The organism is Streptomyces sp. CA-294286 (assembly GCF_050947155.1).
Classification (GTDB): domain Bacteria; phylum Actinomycetota; class Actinomycetes; order Streptomycetales; family Streptomycetaceae; genus Streptomyces.
Genome location: NZ_CP192005.1, coordinates 1,709,579 through 1,723,140 on the forward strand (window position 1 = coordinate 1,709,579; position 13,562 = coordinate 1,723,140).

The window sequence follows — 13,562 nt, forward strand, 5'->3', positions numbered from 1 at the left end:
GGCATCACGTCCCCCTTCCCCATCCAGGAGATGACGCTCCCGGTCGCCCTCTCGGGCAGCGACGTCATCGGCCAGGCCAAGACCGGTACGGGCAAGACCCTCGGTTTCGGCCTCCCGCTCCTTGAGCGCGTCACCGTCCCCGCGGACGTCGAGGCCGGCCGGGCCGAGCCCGGAAAGCTGACCGACGCCCCGCAGGCGCTCGTCGTCGTCCCCACTCGCGAGCTGTGCCAGCAGGTCACCAACGACCTGCTGACCGCGGGCAAGGTACGCAACGTCCGCGTCCTGGCGATCTACGGCGGCCGCGCGTACGAGCCCCAGGTCGAAGCCCTCAAGAAGGGCGTCGACATCATCGTCGGCACCCCGGGCCGCCTGCTCGACCTCGCGGGACAGAAGAAGCTCGACCTGTCGCACATCCGTGCGCTCGTCCTCGACGAGGCCGACGAGATGCTCGACCTGGGCTTCCTGCCCGACGTCGAGAAGATCATGAAGATGCTGCCGCCGAAGCGCCAGACCATGCTCTTCTCCGCGACGATGCCCGGCGCCGTCATCGGCCTGGCCCGCAAGTACATGTCGCAGCCCACGCACATCAGCGCCACCTCGCCGGACGACGAGGGCGCGACCGTCAAGAACATCACGCAGCACGTCTTCCGCGCGCACAACATGGACAAGCCGGAGCTGGTCTCCCGCATCCTCCAGGCCGACGGCCGCGGGCTCGCGATGATCTTCTGCCGTACCAAGCGCACCGCCGCCGACATCGCCGACCAGCTGGAGAAGCGCGGCTTCGCCTCCGGCGCGGTCCACGGCGACCTCGGCCAGGGTGCCCGCGAGCAGGCGCTGCGCGCCTTCCGCAACGGCAAGGTCGACGTACTGGTCTGCACCGACGTCGCCGCCCGCGGCATCGACGTCGAGGGCGTCACGCACGTCATCAACTACCAGACCCCCGAGGACGAGAAGACCTACCTCCACCGGGTCGGCCGCACCGGGCGCGCGGGCGCCAAGGGCATCGCCGTCACTCTCGTGGACTGGGACGACATCCCGCGCTGGAAGCTCATCAACAAGGCGCTGGACCTCCCCTTCGACGAGCCGGAGGAGACGTACTCCACGTCCCCCCACCTCTACGAGATCCTCTCCATCCCGACCGGCACCAAGGGCATACTGCCCCGGGCCGACCGCACCCGCGCCGGACTGCGCGCGGAAGAGGTCGAGGACCTGGGCGAGACGGGCGGCCGTGGCCGCAAGCCCGCCGCCGCCCCGGCACCGGCCGAGGAACTCCCCGAGCGCACCCGTACACCGCGCCAGCGCCGCCGCACCCGCAACGGTGCGGACCTCGGGGACACGGCCGCCGTGACCCCCGCGACCGAGCCGGCCCCGGAGCCGGCCACCGGGGAGTCCGCCCCCTCCTCCGACGGGACGGAGCCGCGCACGCCGCGTCGCCGCCGTCGGACCCGCGCCACGTCGTCCGGTGCCACGGCGGTCATCGAGCAGCCCACCGTCACGGAGGCACCGGCGGCCGAGCCGACCGCTCCCCCGGTGGACGAGGCTCCGGCCGCACCCCGGACTCCGCGCACCCGTACGCGCAAGTCGGCGAAGGCCGACCCGGAGACGGCGTCGACCTCTGCCTCGGAAGCCTCCGCCTCCACGCCCGCACCGGCCGCCGCGGCCCGGCCGACCCGCTCCCGGGCCCCCCGGGGCAGGACGCCCTCGCCGGTCGTCGACGCGTCCGACGAGGTCTACCAGGCCCCGGCCCGGCCGCGGCTGAAGCGCCCCGTCCGGGCACGCGTCTCGGCCGAGCCCGAGGTCGACTTCCAGATGGCGCCGATGTCGGAGCCCGAGCCGGTCCAGCCGCGCCGCCGCCCCGCCACGCGCACGGCGTCCAAGCCGAAGACGGAGAAGCCCGCCGTCAAGAAGAGCGAGCCGACCGCGTCCGCGGAGGGCGAGTCGAAGCCGCGCCGTCGGCGGACGGTGCGGCGGGGGGCCTCGCAGCCGGAGAGCTGACCGGCCTGCGGGCTCGCCTCGCCCGGTACGCGGGGGAGGTGCACTGCCTGCCCGATGGCCCGGCCTCCCCTTCCGGGGAGGCCGGGCCATCGGCGTTGCAGGGAGGCGTGAGGGGCGGCGGCACGGGAGGTTCCGGATACGGGGCGCCTTGAGGCGGGGCGTGCGGGGTGCAGGCACCTCCGGTGGGGGCCGCCCCCCGCCCCCCTCATCCGGCTTCACTCGTGCCGGCGGGCCCCCGGATGCTTCCCCGCCGCCCGGGGAGGCTGACGAGGGCGGGTGGGGAGGGCGGCGGTAGCCTCGGCGCATGAGTAGGCCGCCCACTTTCGCCCCGCCGCCCGGCACCCGCCCCCTCGCCCTGCGCACCGGGCGCGGCACCTTCGCCGCCCTGGAAGCAGCGCCCGTCGCCCGCCCGGTGACCGGCACCGCCCTTCTCCTTCCCGGCTTCACCGGCAGCAAGGAGGACTTCATCGCGATGCTGGTCCCCCTCGCGCGCGCCGGTTACCGCGTCGTCGCCGTCGACGGCCGCGGCCAGTACGAGTCCGAGGGCCCACGGAACGACCAATCCCCGTACGCTCAGAGCGAGTTGGCTCACGACGTGCTGGCCCAGGCGGCGTCGCTCTCGCAGGCCGCGGGCTCCGGAGACCGCGGACCCCTCCACCTCGTCGGTCACTCCCTCGGCGGCCAGATCGCCCGCGCCGCCGTCCTCCTGGACCCCTCCCCCTTCCGTTCGCTGACCCTGATGTCGTCCGGCCCGGCCGAGGTCGACCCCGTTCAGCAGCAGAAGGTCGTGCTGCTTTCGCAGGCCCTCACCGCGCTGCCCATGGAAGAGGTCTGGGACGCGATGCAGGCCATGGAGCCTCCCGTGCCCGCTCCGGAGGAGACCGCCACCGAGGGCAGGAACCCGGAGCACGAGGAGGCGCTGCGGCGGCGCTGGCTCCTGCACAGCCCGGCCCAGCTGATCGCGACCGGTCACCAGCTCACCACCGAGCCCGACCGGGTCGCCGCGCTCCGGGACACCGGGCTCCCCCTGCACGTCGTCTCCGGCACCGTCGACGACACCTGGCCGGTCCCGCTGCTCGACGACATGGCGGTACGCCTCGACGCCCACCGCACGGTGATCAAGGGCGCGGGCCACTCGCCCAACACCGACCGCCCCGACGACACCGCACGGGCGCTCGCCGAGTTCTGGGACCGGCATCCCGACGCTTGAGACCCGTTCCGGACGGCGCCGACCGCCCCGTGGCACGGGCGGCGGCTAGTACTGCGACTGAAGGTGCTGCCAGAAGCCGTCCCGCAGCGACCGGCGCAGATCGGAGTGTCCGCGCAGGGAGCGCTGGAGCATGCGCTCGGCCTCGACCAGGAGTTCCTGATCGACCGGTCCGGGCAGATAGGGGCGGCCCGGCAGCAGCTCGCCGAGTTCCTGCCGGCCGCGTTCGCCGAGCCACTTCGCCGCGATCTGCGCGCCCAGGAAGCGCACGTCCTCGCGCTTGGGCGTCGGGCCGTTCTCCTGCTCGTACGTGGTGACCGGGCGCCTGGTCACGTACGGCCTGCAGAAGTCCAGGTCGAAGGTGCGCTGACTGTCGACCTCCCAGAGCAGCGGCTCGGCCTGGTTGCGTCCGTCGCCCGCCTCGATGCCCCAGAGGTGGACACGCGCCCCGTACCCCTGGGCCGCCTCGACCGCCGAGACGAGGTCCTCGTCGCCGCCGACGAGGGCCGCGTCACTGATGGCGCGGTGCCGGGCGAGCGACTCCAGGTCGGTGCGGATCAGGGAGTCGACGCCCTTCTGCTGGTTGTTGGCGTTGAGGTTGCCGAGGCGGACCTTGACGTCCGGGAGTTCGGCGATGGACTGCTGCTCGGTGGTGTGGATGCGGCGCCTGGCACCGTCGTACCAGTAGACGCGCAGCAGCCGACTGTCGGCGAAGATGATGCGGGCCTTGTCGATGAAGGCCTCGATCAGGCCCCCGGCGTCGAGGTCGAAGGAGCGCCGGTCCTCGGTCCCGGTGACCAGCAGGCCCGCCGCCGCGTACACGTATCCGGCGTCGACGAAGATCGCGTGGGTCGAAGGGGTCTTGGCGACCTCCGCGAGCATGCGGGTGAGCAGCTCGTTGGTGCGGTCCAGGCGGGCGGAGATCCTGGCGAGGTCAGTGGGGCCCGAAGGCTGTGCGTCGTCCATACGGAACCCATTGTCCGGGGCGCGGGACGCCCTGCACAACCGGCCCCCGACCGGTGCCCGACCCGTGCCCTGCCCGTGCCCGACCCCCGTTCGGCCCGCGTGCGAGCGGCACCCGACCGGCCGGTAGTTAGCCTCGCGAAAATTTTCTTTAGCGTAGGGAATCTTTTTCGGGGGAGGCTCGTTGTACCCGTATGGAACGCGCGGGCTCCCCAGCCACGCGCGCCCCGTACATTCACCACAGTTCTCCAGCAGGAGGATCAGACGAAGGGAGAAGCGCGTGCGCTTCGAAATCATGCGCCTGGACGACGTCGACGGCATCGCCGTGGACAGCACCGTCGTGGACGCCGCCTCCGTCAACCGGATCGTGCAGCAGGCCGCTTCCATCGGCCAGCGCATCTACATCCGCCCGGCCGACTCCTCGGCCTCGTAACACCGACGATGCACCACCGATGATGCAGCGACGACGATGTAGTGACGACGACTCAGTGACGATCAGTGACGACGGCTCGACGATGACGAGTCGGTGACGACGAAAGCGCCCCCGTGCAGATGTGCACGGGGGCGCTCTGCGTTCCCCCCGGGTTCGTACGGCCCCGGGGGCCTGTCACGTTCCCTGGACGACCTGGGTGATGCCGTTGATGATCTGCTGCACGGCCAGTGCGGAGAGCATCATGCCCGCCAGCCTGGTCACCAGCACCACACCGCCCTCCTTGATCACCCGGATGATCACCAGCGAGAAGCGCATCACCAGCCACAGCACCACGTGCATCGCGACGATCGCCGCCCAGACCGAGATCTGCCCGGTCACGCTGTGGTTGTGCTGGACGGCGAGGATGACGGAGACGATCGCGCCGGGTCCGGCGAGCAGCGGCATGCCCAGCGGCACGAGAGCGACGTTGACGTCCTTGGTCTGGGTCGGCTCCTCGTTCTTGCCGGTGAGCAGGTCGAGCGCGATGAGCAGCAGGAGCAGTCCGCCCGCGATCATCAGCGCGGGGATGGAGACGTGCAGATAGTCGAGGACCTGCTGGCCGACGACGCCGAAGACGGCGATCACGCCGAAGGCGACGGCCACCGCCTGCCAGGCCATCCGGCGCTGCACCTTGGCGGGACGGCCGGAGGTCAGGCCGAGGAAGATCGGGGTGATCCCAGGGGGGTCCATAATCACGAAAAGCGTGAGAAAGAGGGATCCGAAGACGGCAAAGTCGAACACAGTGAGGCCTTGCAGGAGAGGGCCGTACCGGCGCGCGGAAGGGCGCGCGGGCACGGCTCGTTGCGGAACAGAGGGTGGTTTTCCCGTACGGAGCCGGAGCCGGCAGTGGGTGTACGGGGGTGGCGGGCCCGGTGGTTCAGGCGCGCGGACGTCCGCCCGCGCCGGGCACCGGGAAGGCGCCGGTCGCCCGCCGGGTGATCTCGCCGTAGACGTCGGGGTGCGTGGTGTACTCCCCGAGCCGCACGGTCTTGCGGCTGCCGTGGTAGTCGCTGGAACCCGTGACGAGCAGGCCGTACTCCGCGGCGAAGGCACGCAGCCCGGCGCGGTCGGACTCGTCGTGGTCCATGTGGTCGACCTCGATGCCGTCGAGCCCGGCGGCTGCCAGCTCGGCTATCGCGCTGAGCGGCACGGTGTCACCGCGCTTGGCGGCGCCGGGGTGCGCGAAGACGGTGACGCCACCGGCGGCCTTGACCAGCCGGATGGCGGTGAAGGGGTCCAGTTCGTGCTTGTCGACGTACGCGCGGCCGTCGTTGGCCAGCCACTCCGACGTGAAGGCGTCGGAGACGGTCTCCACGACGCCCAGCTCGACGAGGGCCTCCGCGATGTGCGGACGGCCGAGGGACGCGTCGCCCGCGATGGCGGCGACCCTGGACCACTCGATCGGCACGCCGAGCTGCTGGAGCCTGGCGACCATGCCTTGGGCGCGCGGCACCCGGTCGTCCCTGACCAGCTCGCGCTCGCGGGCGAACTCGGGCTCGTCGGGGTCGAAGAGGTACGCCAGCATGTGCATGCCGACGCCGTCGAGACGGCAGGACAGCTCGGCGCCGGTCACGAGGGTGAGGCCCTCCGGCAGCGCCTCCAGCGCCTCGGCGTGACCGCGCACCGAGTCGTGGTCGGTGAGGGCGACGACGTCCAACCCGGCGGCGCGCGCGTTGCGGACCAGCTCGGCGGGGGTGTCCGTGCCGTCGGACGCCGTGGAGTGGGTGTGCAGGTCGATGCGCACGACGCGGACTCCAGGGGCGGGACGGACAGAAGGGACGAGCTCAAGGGTAACGGGGATTCGAACGGCCTCTGCGCGGGTGGGCGGGGGCCGGGAGCGGGGAGTCCCGCGGGGAGGTGAGGATCACTTGCGCGTGGGGCTTGCGGGGTCCGCGGGACCTGCGGGGGCCGCGGGGCCCGTGGAGACGCGGGACCGACGCGGCGGGGGCGGTGCGGTGCCGGTGGGGGGTGCAGTGCCGATGGGCCGGGGCAGGACCGGTACGGCGGGGCGGGGGCGACGGTGAGGCGCGGCGTCCGCCGGGGGCCGCCCCTTGCCCAACCCGTGCCGCCCCTTGGGCGGTCATCGGCCCAAGGGACTCACGTCAGGGAGACAGGTGGGCCTCTGCCCGAAGGGTGGAGAGAGGGCGGTCCCTGCCCAGGGTGTCGCGCGGGGAGAAGTGCGGCGGGGCGGCGTTGGCTACGTCAGCAGGCGGGGGGAGAGGGCGCCGCAGGGCAGCAGTTCCACTTCCGCGCCCGCGTCGCGCAGGTCCGTCAGGACGAGTTCGTCGTACATCAGCAGCCCCGACTGCTCGGGCCAGACGATCGCCCACAGCCACAGCCCCCGTGCCTCCCCCGCGAAGACCGCACGGTCCGCCGGCGTGTCGGCGACGTGCCAGAGCGGCGTGGGGCGGCCGGCCGCGAGGACCTTGGTGACCGGCGGCTTCTCCATGGCGATGTGCGTACCGGGGTCGGGGCCGTCGATGCCGGCGTACCTGGCTCCCAGGCCGACGCCCAGTTCCTCCGCCACGAGCAGGAGTTCCCCGAACCCGCCGAGCGGACCGGGGCCCGAGCACGCGACCGCCGTGGCTCGTCCGCCGGTCCGGTCGTCACCCGCGTAGGCGATCCCGCTGAACAGCCAGCCCACGGGCAGCGGCCACGGCATCCACACCGGCACCCGCGCGCGGTTCACCGCGACGGCGAGCGCCTCGACGCTCGGCGGCAGCACGGGTTGGAGCGGGTACACGTCCTGATGCACAGAACATTGCCAGGTCTCGGCGAACAGACCGGGCGCCCTGACCCGGCCTCCGCACTTCGGGCAACTGGGTTCGCCCCTCATAGCGCCCAACAGTCCTCCCCGGTCGACGCCGCGTCAAGGACGATCACCCAGCCGGCGCACGCCGCTTCCCGGCGCTTCCCCGATCTCTCCCCACCCCTCCCTCCGGCCAAAACCAGACGCGACCCGCATTCACCGGTCGGGCCCGCATTCACCCGACGCGGCCCGCATCCACCGGTCGGGACCGCGTCGCCAGGTGCCGTGCGGCGTTTCCCTCCCCGTTGCCCGTTTCCCGTCGGGGCGGGCGACGGCGGACGTCTCGACAGCGGGGCCGGCCGCGCCCCACGGTCGTACCGCAGGTCACCGTACGAAGGGGAAGACCATGTTCCAGCGCAGGAAAACGTTCAGCACCCTGGCCGCCGCGGTCCTGGCCACCGGACTCGCCATGGGCACCGCGCAGGCCGCCGCGCCCGCCGCCGCACCGGGGCCGGCGGCCGTCGCCCGGGACTGCGGCTACTACTACGGCACGCAGCTCACCGTCCGCGGCCACACCGGCGACCGGGTCCGCGAGGTGCAGTGCCTGCTGCGCTCGTGGGGCTTCCACGTCGGCCCGCAGGGCGTGGACGGGAAGTTCGGCGCGAACACCGAAGGGGCCGTGCGCCAGTTCCAGGGCTGGTACGGCGGCCTCGCCGTCGACGGCAAGGTGGGGGTGAACACCTGGGCGGCACTGCGGAGTTAGCCCGTCCGGTGCCGGCTGCGGGTACTTCCACGCGGACGGTACGCACACACAGGCGGTACGCACAGGGGCCCGGCCGGGCGCACCTCCGGCCGGGCCCTCCCGGCACGTACGCACGGGGGCGACTTCCGGTCGCCCTTGCGGGCCGTTTCCCTGCCCGCGCACCCTCCGGCGGACGCCGGGTCAGTCCAGCGGCACGCCCGCGCGTGACGGATCGCGCAGGTCGGTCCCCTGCGACAGCCAGCGCTCCTGTAGTTCCTGCGCGCCCTTGACCCGCTTCCACGCGGCCTCGTTGGCGGTCATCGGCAGCAGCGGCAGGAAGCGCACCGGGTCCAGGGGTTCGTCCAGTTCCAGGTCCTCGACCAGCCCTCCGCCCTCCGCCACCAGTACGGAGCTGAACGGCGCCCCCGGCCACAGCGGCCCGCCCACCTCCAACGACGCACCGGGCGCCACGATCAGGCCCTCCACCTGCGGGGACGCGGCCAGGACCGCGAGCGGGCGGAGCACCTTGTCGGTGTCGGCGAGCCCGGCCCGCACGGAGAGCACCAGCTCGGCGCGCGGTCCCTTCACCGGGTCGGCGAGGGCGGCCGTCGGGTCGGTCATCGGGGCCGCGGACATGCCGAGGGTGGCGTAGCGGACGACGTCGCCGTCCACGAAACGCAGCACCTCGATGCGGTCCGTGCCGAGGAACGTGATCGCGGCGCGCGCGTCCGGTTCGCCGAGGGCCGACCGCAGTCGGGCTTCTACCAGCGCAAGTACATCTCCCATGGTCCGCGAGCATAGGCCGCGTATGGAATGGGCAAAGGCACGGCTCGGCGGGGCTTGACACCGGAGGCGGCTGGTAACCTGGGCCGCTGGTCGGGGCGAGCCCCAGGGCGCTGCGGCGTCGCTCGTCGGCCCCGACGACATCGTCCCTCACGGGGGACCGGCCGGAGGAGGTGGGACTGCGGTGGATCGAAGTCGACCCGGTAGTACCAACCGCTCTTCCGCAACGCCTCCGCCCCACGCGCTGCTCGCGCCACTCGCGGTCTGAGGCTTCGTACCCGGCCCTTTAGGCACCGAAACACCCGGTTCCCAGAGCGTCTCGCACGACGGAAGAGCACGTCACCGTTACCTGATTTGCCTGATCCGTGTCCGAGCGAACGCCGTCACCGCGTGCTCGCGGTGCCGCCCGCTTTGCCGACGTGCACGTCCGTCACCGCGCCGTGACGCCGCACGTCTCCATTCCGGGCTGTGCCACCTCCCGCCGACGGCTTCTCCGTGAAGGAGCCCGCCATGTCGATGATCCGTGACCTGCGCGCAGTCGTCCGCCCGTCGCTGCGCAAGAGCCCGACCGTCTACTCCAACTACGACGCGACCCGCGACCACTCGGCCTCCAGCGCCGTGGTCGACTGCGCCGTGTACCGCGACGGCCGCCGCATGAAGGAGTGCACCACCCCGCACGAGGCGATGGTCCGCGTACGGGAGTCCGGCGGCTTCGCCTGGATCGGCCTGCACGAGCCCACCGAGGCCGAATTCGCCGGTATCGCAGCCGAGTTCGGGCTGCACCCGCTGGCCGTGGAGGACGCCGTGCACGCCCACCAGCGGCCGAAGCTGGAGCGCTACGACGACACGCTGTTCACCGTCTTCAAGACCATCCACTACGTGGAGCACACCGAACTGACCGCCACCAGCCAGATCGTGGAGACCGGCGAGGTCATGTGCTTCACCGGCCGGGACTTCGTGATCACCGTCCGGCACGGCGGCAAGGGCTCGCTGCGCACCCTGCGCCACCGGCTCCAGGACGATCCGGAGCTGCTCGCCAAAGGGCCTTCCGCCGTCCTGCACTCCATCGCGGACCATGTCGTCGACGGGTACATCGCGGTCGCCTCGGCCGTTCAGGACGACATCGACGAAGTCGAGATCGATGTCTTCTCCGCGCCCGCGAAGGGAAGTTCGCGCGGCGCCGACGCGGGCCGCATCTACCAGCTGAAGCGCGAAGTCCTGGAGTTCAAGCGGGCGGTGGCCCCGCTGCTGCGCCCGATGCAGCAGCTCAGCGAGCGGCCGATGCGCCTGATCGACCCCGACATCCAGAAGTACTTCCGCGACGTGGCGGACCACCTCGCCCGCGTCCACGAGCAGGTCGTCGGCTTCGACGAGCTCCTCAACTCCATCCTCCAGGCCAACCTGGCGCAGGCGACGGTCGCCCAGAACGAGGACATGCGCAAGATCACCTCGTGGGCGGCCATCATCGCCGTCCCCACGATGATCTGCGGCGTGTACGGCATGAACTTCGACCACATGCCGGAGACGCACTGGCGCTACGGGTACCCCACGGTGCTCGTCGGGATCGTCGTGGTCTGTCTGACCATCCACCGCCTGCTGAAGCGGAACGGGTGGCTCTAGCAGTACGGGGGCCGCAGGAGTCCGTACGGAGGCCGCGGGAGTCCGGGTGGCCGCGGAAGCGCGGAGGGCCGCACGTACGCGCCGCTGCGGGAGTACGGACGGCCGAAGGGGTACGGGACGGGGCCGCAGCGGGGCCGGGGGCCTAGGCTGAGCCCATGTCGTCGCAGACCTCCCTCCTCGACCGGGCCCTCGTCGAGGAGGCCACCAAGAAGTCCGGCCTCGTCTGGGTGCGGGGCTCCGGGCCGGCCCGCCCCCTGTGGCACGTCTGGCTGGACGGCGCCGCCCACCTGGTCGGCGACGGTCCCGGCGAGCAGCCCTTCCCGGGCCTCGCGGACGGTTCCGCCGCCCACGTCACCGTCCGCAGCAAGGACAAGGGCGGCCGGCTCGTCGCCTGGACGGCCGTCGTACGGGAACTGACGCCGGGCACCGAGGAGTGGGACGCCGCCGTCGCCGAGCTCAAGGGCAAGCGGCTGAACGCCCCGGACGCCGAGCGGATGACCGACCGCTGGGCCCGCGAGTGCCGGGTGCTGCGGCTGACGCCGCAGGGGGACCTGGCGCCGCTCCCGGAGGGCTCGCTGTCCGCCGCACCCCTGGCGACCTCGGCGACGACCCGTCAGCCGGTCCCGGCCGCGCTGCCGAAGCTGCTCCTGCGCCGCCGGAAGAAGGCGTAGCGGGCCGACGCGCTAGTCGCTCGTCCTCGGGAGCTTCCGCCCGTAGTCGACCGTCAGGTCCTTCGGCGGGCGGGTCAGGGGGAAGTCCTTCTCCCAGTCGGTGAGCTGGACGATTCCGGCGCCGCCCGCCCGGACCAGTCGCAGCGGGTAGGGCTTCTGCTCCAGGGAGACGTCCAGCGCCCCGCCCTGCCCGTCCGCGCCGCCGAAGACCTTGATCGTGCGCAGGCCGGCCACCTGCTCGCGGTCGCCCTTGACGGGGTCGCCGTTGAGTCCGAGGAGGCCGTCGAGAAGCACGGCCTTGTCGGTGAAGCCGCGGAACTGTTCGTACGCGGGATCGCCCTTGGGGACCTTGACGTAACGGTCTTCCAGCTTGTCGGCGGCCTCCGCGTCCTCCTTCTTGAAGTCGGCGCCCGGCTTGGTGGCGTCGTGCCGCCAGAAGTCGGCGCCCGCCTTCATGAAGAGTTCGTCCTCCACGCGCAGCAGTTCGAAGGTGGAGTCCTTGGTGGTGACGGAACCGGTGCCGCCGGTGTTCTTGAGACGCATGTTGAGCTTGTACGTGCCGCCCTTGCTGACGAAGGTGCCGGTCAGCCGTACCGACCGTGCCGCCTTGGCCGTCGTGCGCGCCTTGTTCTCGATCTCCGCGGCGGTGAGCCTGCCGACCCCGTTCGTCCCCTCGTCCGGGTCCTCCGCGCATCCCGTCATCCCTGCCGCGAGTCCGGCGCAGACCGCACCGACGAAAACGGCCCTGCGTGCGCGGGCGGCCGGGGGGAATGCGGTCACGGGCGGCACTCTGCCTCTCCTGCGGGAATTCGGGGGAACACGGGGATTTTCGGGGTACGGGGTGCTCGGGTGTCCGGTCGGCAGAGGGCAGCGTACCCGTGCCGACCACGTCGGGGGACGGAGAGCCGTCCGGACGCCCGCCGGAGCGTCGGTGATCTCCACGGGCTAGCCTGAAGCCGGTGTCCGGCCCGTGCGCAGACGAGACTCGCGCAGTGGGTGAGAGCCGGCAGTACCTCATCGAGAGCCAGCAGCACTTCTAGAGGAGGCGGTCAGGATGGCGGCAGGCGCGCCCCGCGTCTTCGTTTCGCACCTGGCGGGCGTGCCCGTCTTCGACCCGAACGGCGACCAGGTGGGCCGGGTCCGTGACCTGGTCGCCATGATGCGGGTCGGCGGCCGGCCCCCGCGGCTGCTGGGCCTGGTGGTGGAAGTGGTGAGCCGCAGGCGCATCTTCCTGCCGATGACCCGGGTGACGGGCGTGGAGTCCGGCCAGGTCATCACCACCGGCGTCGTCAACATGCGGCGCTTCGAGCAGCGCCCGACCGAGCGGCTGGTGCTGGGCGAACTGCTGGACCGCCGGGTGCGGCTGGTGGAGGACGGCGAGGAGGTCACCGTCCTCGACGTGGCCATCGCACAGCTCCCGGCCCGCCGCGACTGGGAGATCGACAAGGTCTTCGTACGGAAGGGCAAGGGCGGCGCGCTGCGCAGGAAGGGGGAGACGCTGACCGTGGAGTGGTCGGCGGTCACCGGTTTCTCCCTGGAGGAACACGGGCAGGGCGCCGAGAACCTCATCGCCGCGTACGAGCGGCTGCGCCCCGCCGACCTGGCGAACGCCCTGCACCACCTCACCCCCAAGCGCCGCGCCGAGGTGGCCTCAGCCCTGGACGACGACCGGCTCGCGGACGTGCTCGAAGAGCTGCCCGAGGACGACTCGATCGAGATCCTGGGCAAGCTGAAGGAGGAGCGGGCCGCGGACGTGCTGGAGGCGATGGACCCGGACGACGCCGCCGACCTGCTGTCCGAACTGCCGGAGGCGGACAAGGAGCGGCTGCTGACCCTGATGCGGCCGGACGACGCCACCAACGTGCGCCGGCTGCTCTCGTACGAGGAACGGACGGCCGGCGGTCTGATGACGACCGAGCCGATCGTGCTGCGGCCGGACGCCACGGTGGCGGACGCGCTGGCCCGCGTACGGCAGCAGGACCTCTCCCCCGCGCTGGCGGCCCAGGTGTACGTGTGCCGGCCGCCGGACGAGACGCCGACGGGCAAGTACCTCGGCACGGTGCACTTCCAGCGGCTGCTGCGGGAGCCTCCCGGCACCCTGGTCAGCTCGGTGGTGGAGTCCGACCTTCCGCCGCTGTCGCCGGACACCGCGCTGCCCGCCGTGACGAGCTACCTCGCGGCGTACAACATGGTCGCCGCGCCCGTGGTGGACGAGGGCGGGGCGCTCCTGGGGGCCGTGACCGTCGACGACGTACTGGATCACCTGCTGCCGGACGACTGGCGGGAGACGGAGTTCAACCCGGGGGGTGTCGTCGGTGGGCGGTGAGCGCGGTGGCGAGGGCAAGGAGCGCACGCGGTCC

13 protein-coding genes are annotated in these 13,562 nt (G+C 72.2%); 7 read left to right on the top strand and 6 right to left on the bottom strand.

Features of this window, described 5'->3' with window-relative positions:
- The first annotated feature begins 30 nt into the window (after positions 1-30).
- Complete coding sequence (locus ACQPZG_RS12125) at positions 31-1,995, top strand: DEAD/DEAH box helicase (RefSeq protein WP_433545816.1); 1,965 nt, start codon at positions 31-33, stop codon at positions 1,993-1,995.
- Positions 1,996-2,299: 304 nt separating this feature from the next.
- A complete protein-coding gene (locus ACQPZG_RS12130) occupies positions 2,300-3,205 on the top strand; it encodes an alpha/beta fold hydrolase (protein WP_433545817.1) in 906 nt (301 codons plus the stop codon).
- Between the two features lie 45 nt (positions 3,206-3,250).
- Here ACQPZG_RS12130 and ACQPZG_RS12135 read toward each other — a convergent pair whose 3' ends face one another.
- The gene (locus ACQPZG_RS12135; RefSeq protein WP_433545818.1) at positions 3,251-4,168 is read right to left on the bottom strand and encodes an NYN domain-containing protein; all 918 of its coding nucleotides are present in this window, start codon (positions 4,166-4,168) and stop codon (positions 3,251-3,253) included.
- A 277-nt stretch (positions 4,169-4,445) separates the two neighbouring features.
- Between ACQPZG_RS12135 and ACQPZG_RS12140 the strand changes: the two genes are divergently transcribed.
- The gene (locus ACQPZG_RS12140) at positions 4,446-4,598 is read left to right on the top strand and encodes a hypothetical protein (protein WP_433545819.1); all 153 of its coding nucleotides are present in this window, start codon (positions 4,446-4,448) and stop codon (positions 4,596-4,598) included.
- 174 nt (positions 4,599-4,772) lie between these two features.
- On the opposite strand, the gene ACQPZG_RS12145 is transcribed toward ACQPZG_RS12140, so the two are convergent.
- From ACQPZG_RS12145 to ACQPZG_RS12155, 3 genes are all read right to left on the bottom strand, one after another.
- Positions 4,773-5,378, bottom strand: a complete 606-nt coding sequence (locus tag ACQPZG_RS12145) for a MarC family protein (RefSeq protein WP_433545820.1) — start codon at positions 5,376-5,378, stop codon at positions 4,773-4,775.
- 136 nt (positions 5,379-5,514) lie between these two features.
- Complete coding sequence (locus ACQPZG_RS12150; protein ID WP_433545821.1) at positions 5,515-6,381, bottom strand: PHP domain-containing protein; 867 nt, start codon at positions 6,379-6,381, stop codon at positions 5,515-5,517.
- A 453-nt stretch (positions 6,382-6,834) separates the two neighbouring features.
- Positions 6,835-7,473 carry a DUF6758 family protein gene (locus tag ACQPZG_RS12155; RefSeq protein ID WP_433545822.1) on the bottom strand — a complete coding sequence of 213 codons (639 nt, stop codon included), beginning with the start codon at positions 7,471-7,473 and terminating at the stop codon, positions 6,835-6,837.
- 319 nt (positions 7,474-7,792) lie between these two features.
- Between ACQPZG_RS12155 and ACQPZG_RS12160 the strand changes: the two genes are divergently transcribed.
- Complete coding sequence (locus ACQPZG_RS12160; RefSeq protein ID WP_433545823.1) at positions 7,793-8,149, top strand: peptidoglycan-binding domain-containing protein; 357 nt, start codon at positions 7,793-7,795, stop codon at positions 8,147-8,149.
- Between the two features lie 180 nt (positions 8,150-8,329).
- Here the strand turns inward: ACQPZG_RS12160 and ACQPZG_RS12165 are convergent, their stop codons facing one another.
- Positions 8,330-8,914 carry a suppressor of fused domain protein gene (locus ACQPZG_RS12165; protein ID WP_433545824.1) on the bottom strand — a complete coding sequence of 195 codons (585 nt, stop codon included), beginning with the start codon at positions 8,912-8,914 and terminating at the stop codon, positions 8,330-8,332.
- A 507-nt stretch (positions 8,915-9,421) separates the two neighbouring features.
- Here ACQPZG_RS12165 and ACQPZG_RS12170 point away from each other — a divergent pair.
- The gene (locus ACQPZG_RS12170; protein ID WP_433545825.1) at positions 9,422-10,531 is read left to right on the top strand and encodes a magnesium and cobalt transport protein CorA; all 1,110 of its coding nucleotides are present in this window, start codon (positions 9,422-9,424) and stop codon (positions 10,529-10,531) included.
- Positions 10,532-10,686: 155 nt separating this feature from the next.
- Positions 10,687-11,202 (top strand): hypothetical protein, encoded by a 516-nt coding sequence (locus ACQPZG_RS12175; RefSeq protein WP_433545826.1) that lies wholly within the window; start codon positions 10,687-10,689, stop codon positions 11,200-11,202.
- A 12-nt stretch (positions 11,203-11,214) separates the two neighbouring features.
- On the opposite strand, the gene ACQPZG_RS12180 is transcribed toward ACQPZG_RS12175, so the two are convergent.
- Entirely contained in the window at positions 11,215-11,982 is a 768-nt protein-coding gene (locus tag ACQPZG_RS12180) for a hypothetical protein (protein WP_433545827.1), read from the bottom strand.
- A gap of 274 nt (positions 11,983-12,256) precedes the next feature.
- Here ACQPZG_RS12180 and ACQPZG_RS12185 point away from each other — a divergent pair, with 274 nt between their 5' ends.
- Positions 12,257-13,528, top strand: coding sequence for a magnesium transporter MgtE N-terminal domain-containing protein (locus ACQPZG_RS12185; protein ID WP_185028684.1), 1,272 nt, complete (start codon positions 12,257-12,259; stop codon positions 13,526-13,528).
- Positions 13,529-13,562: the final 34 nt, after the last annotated feature.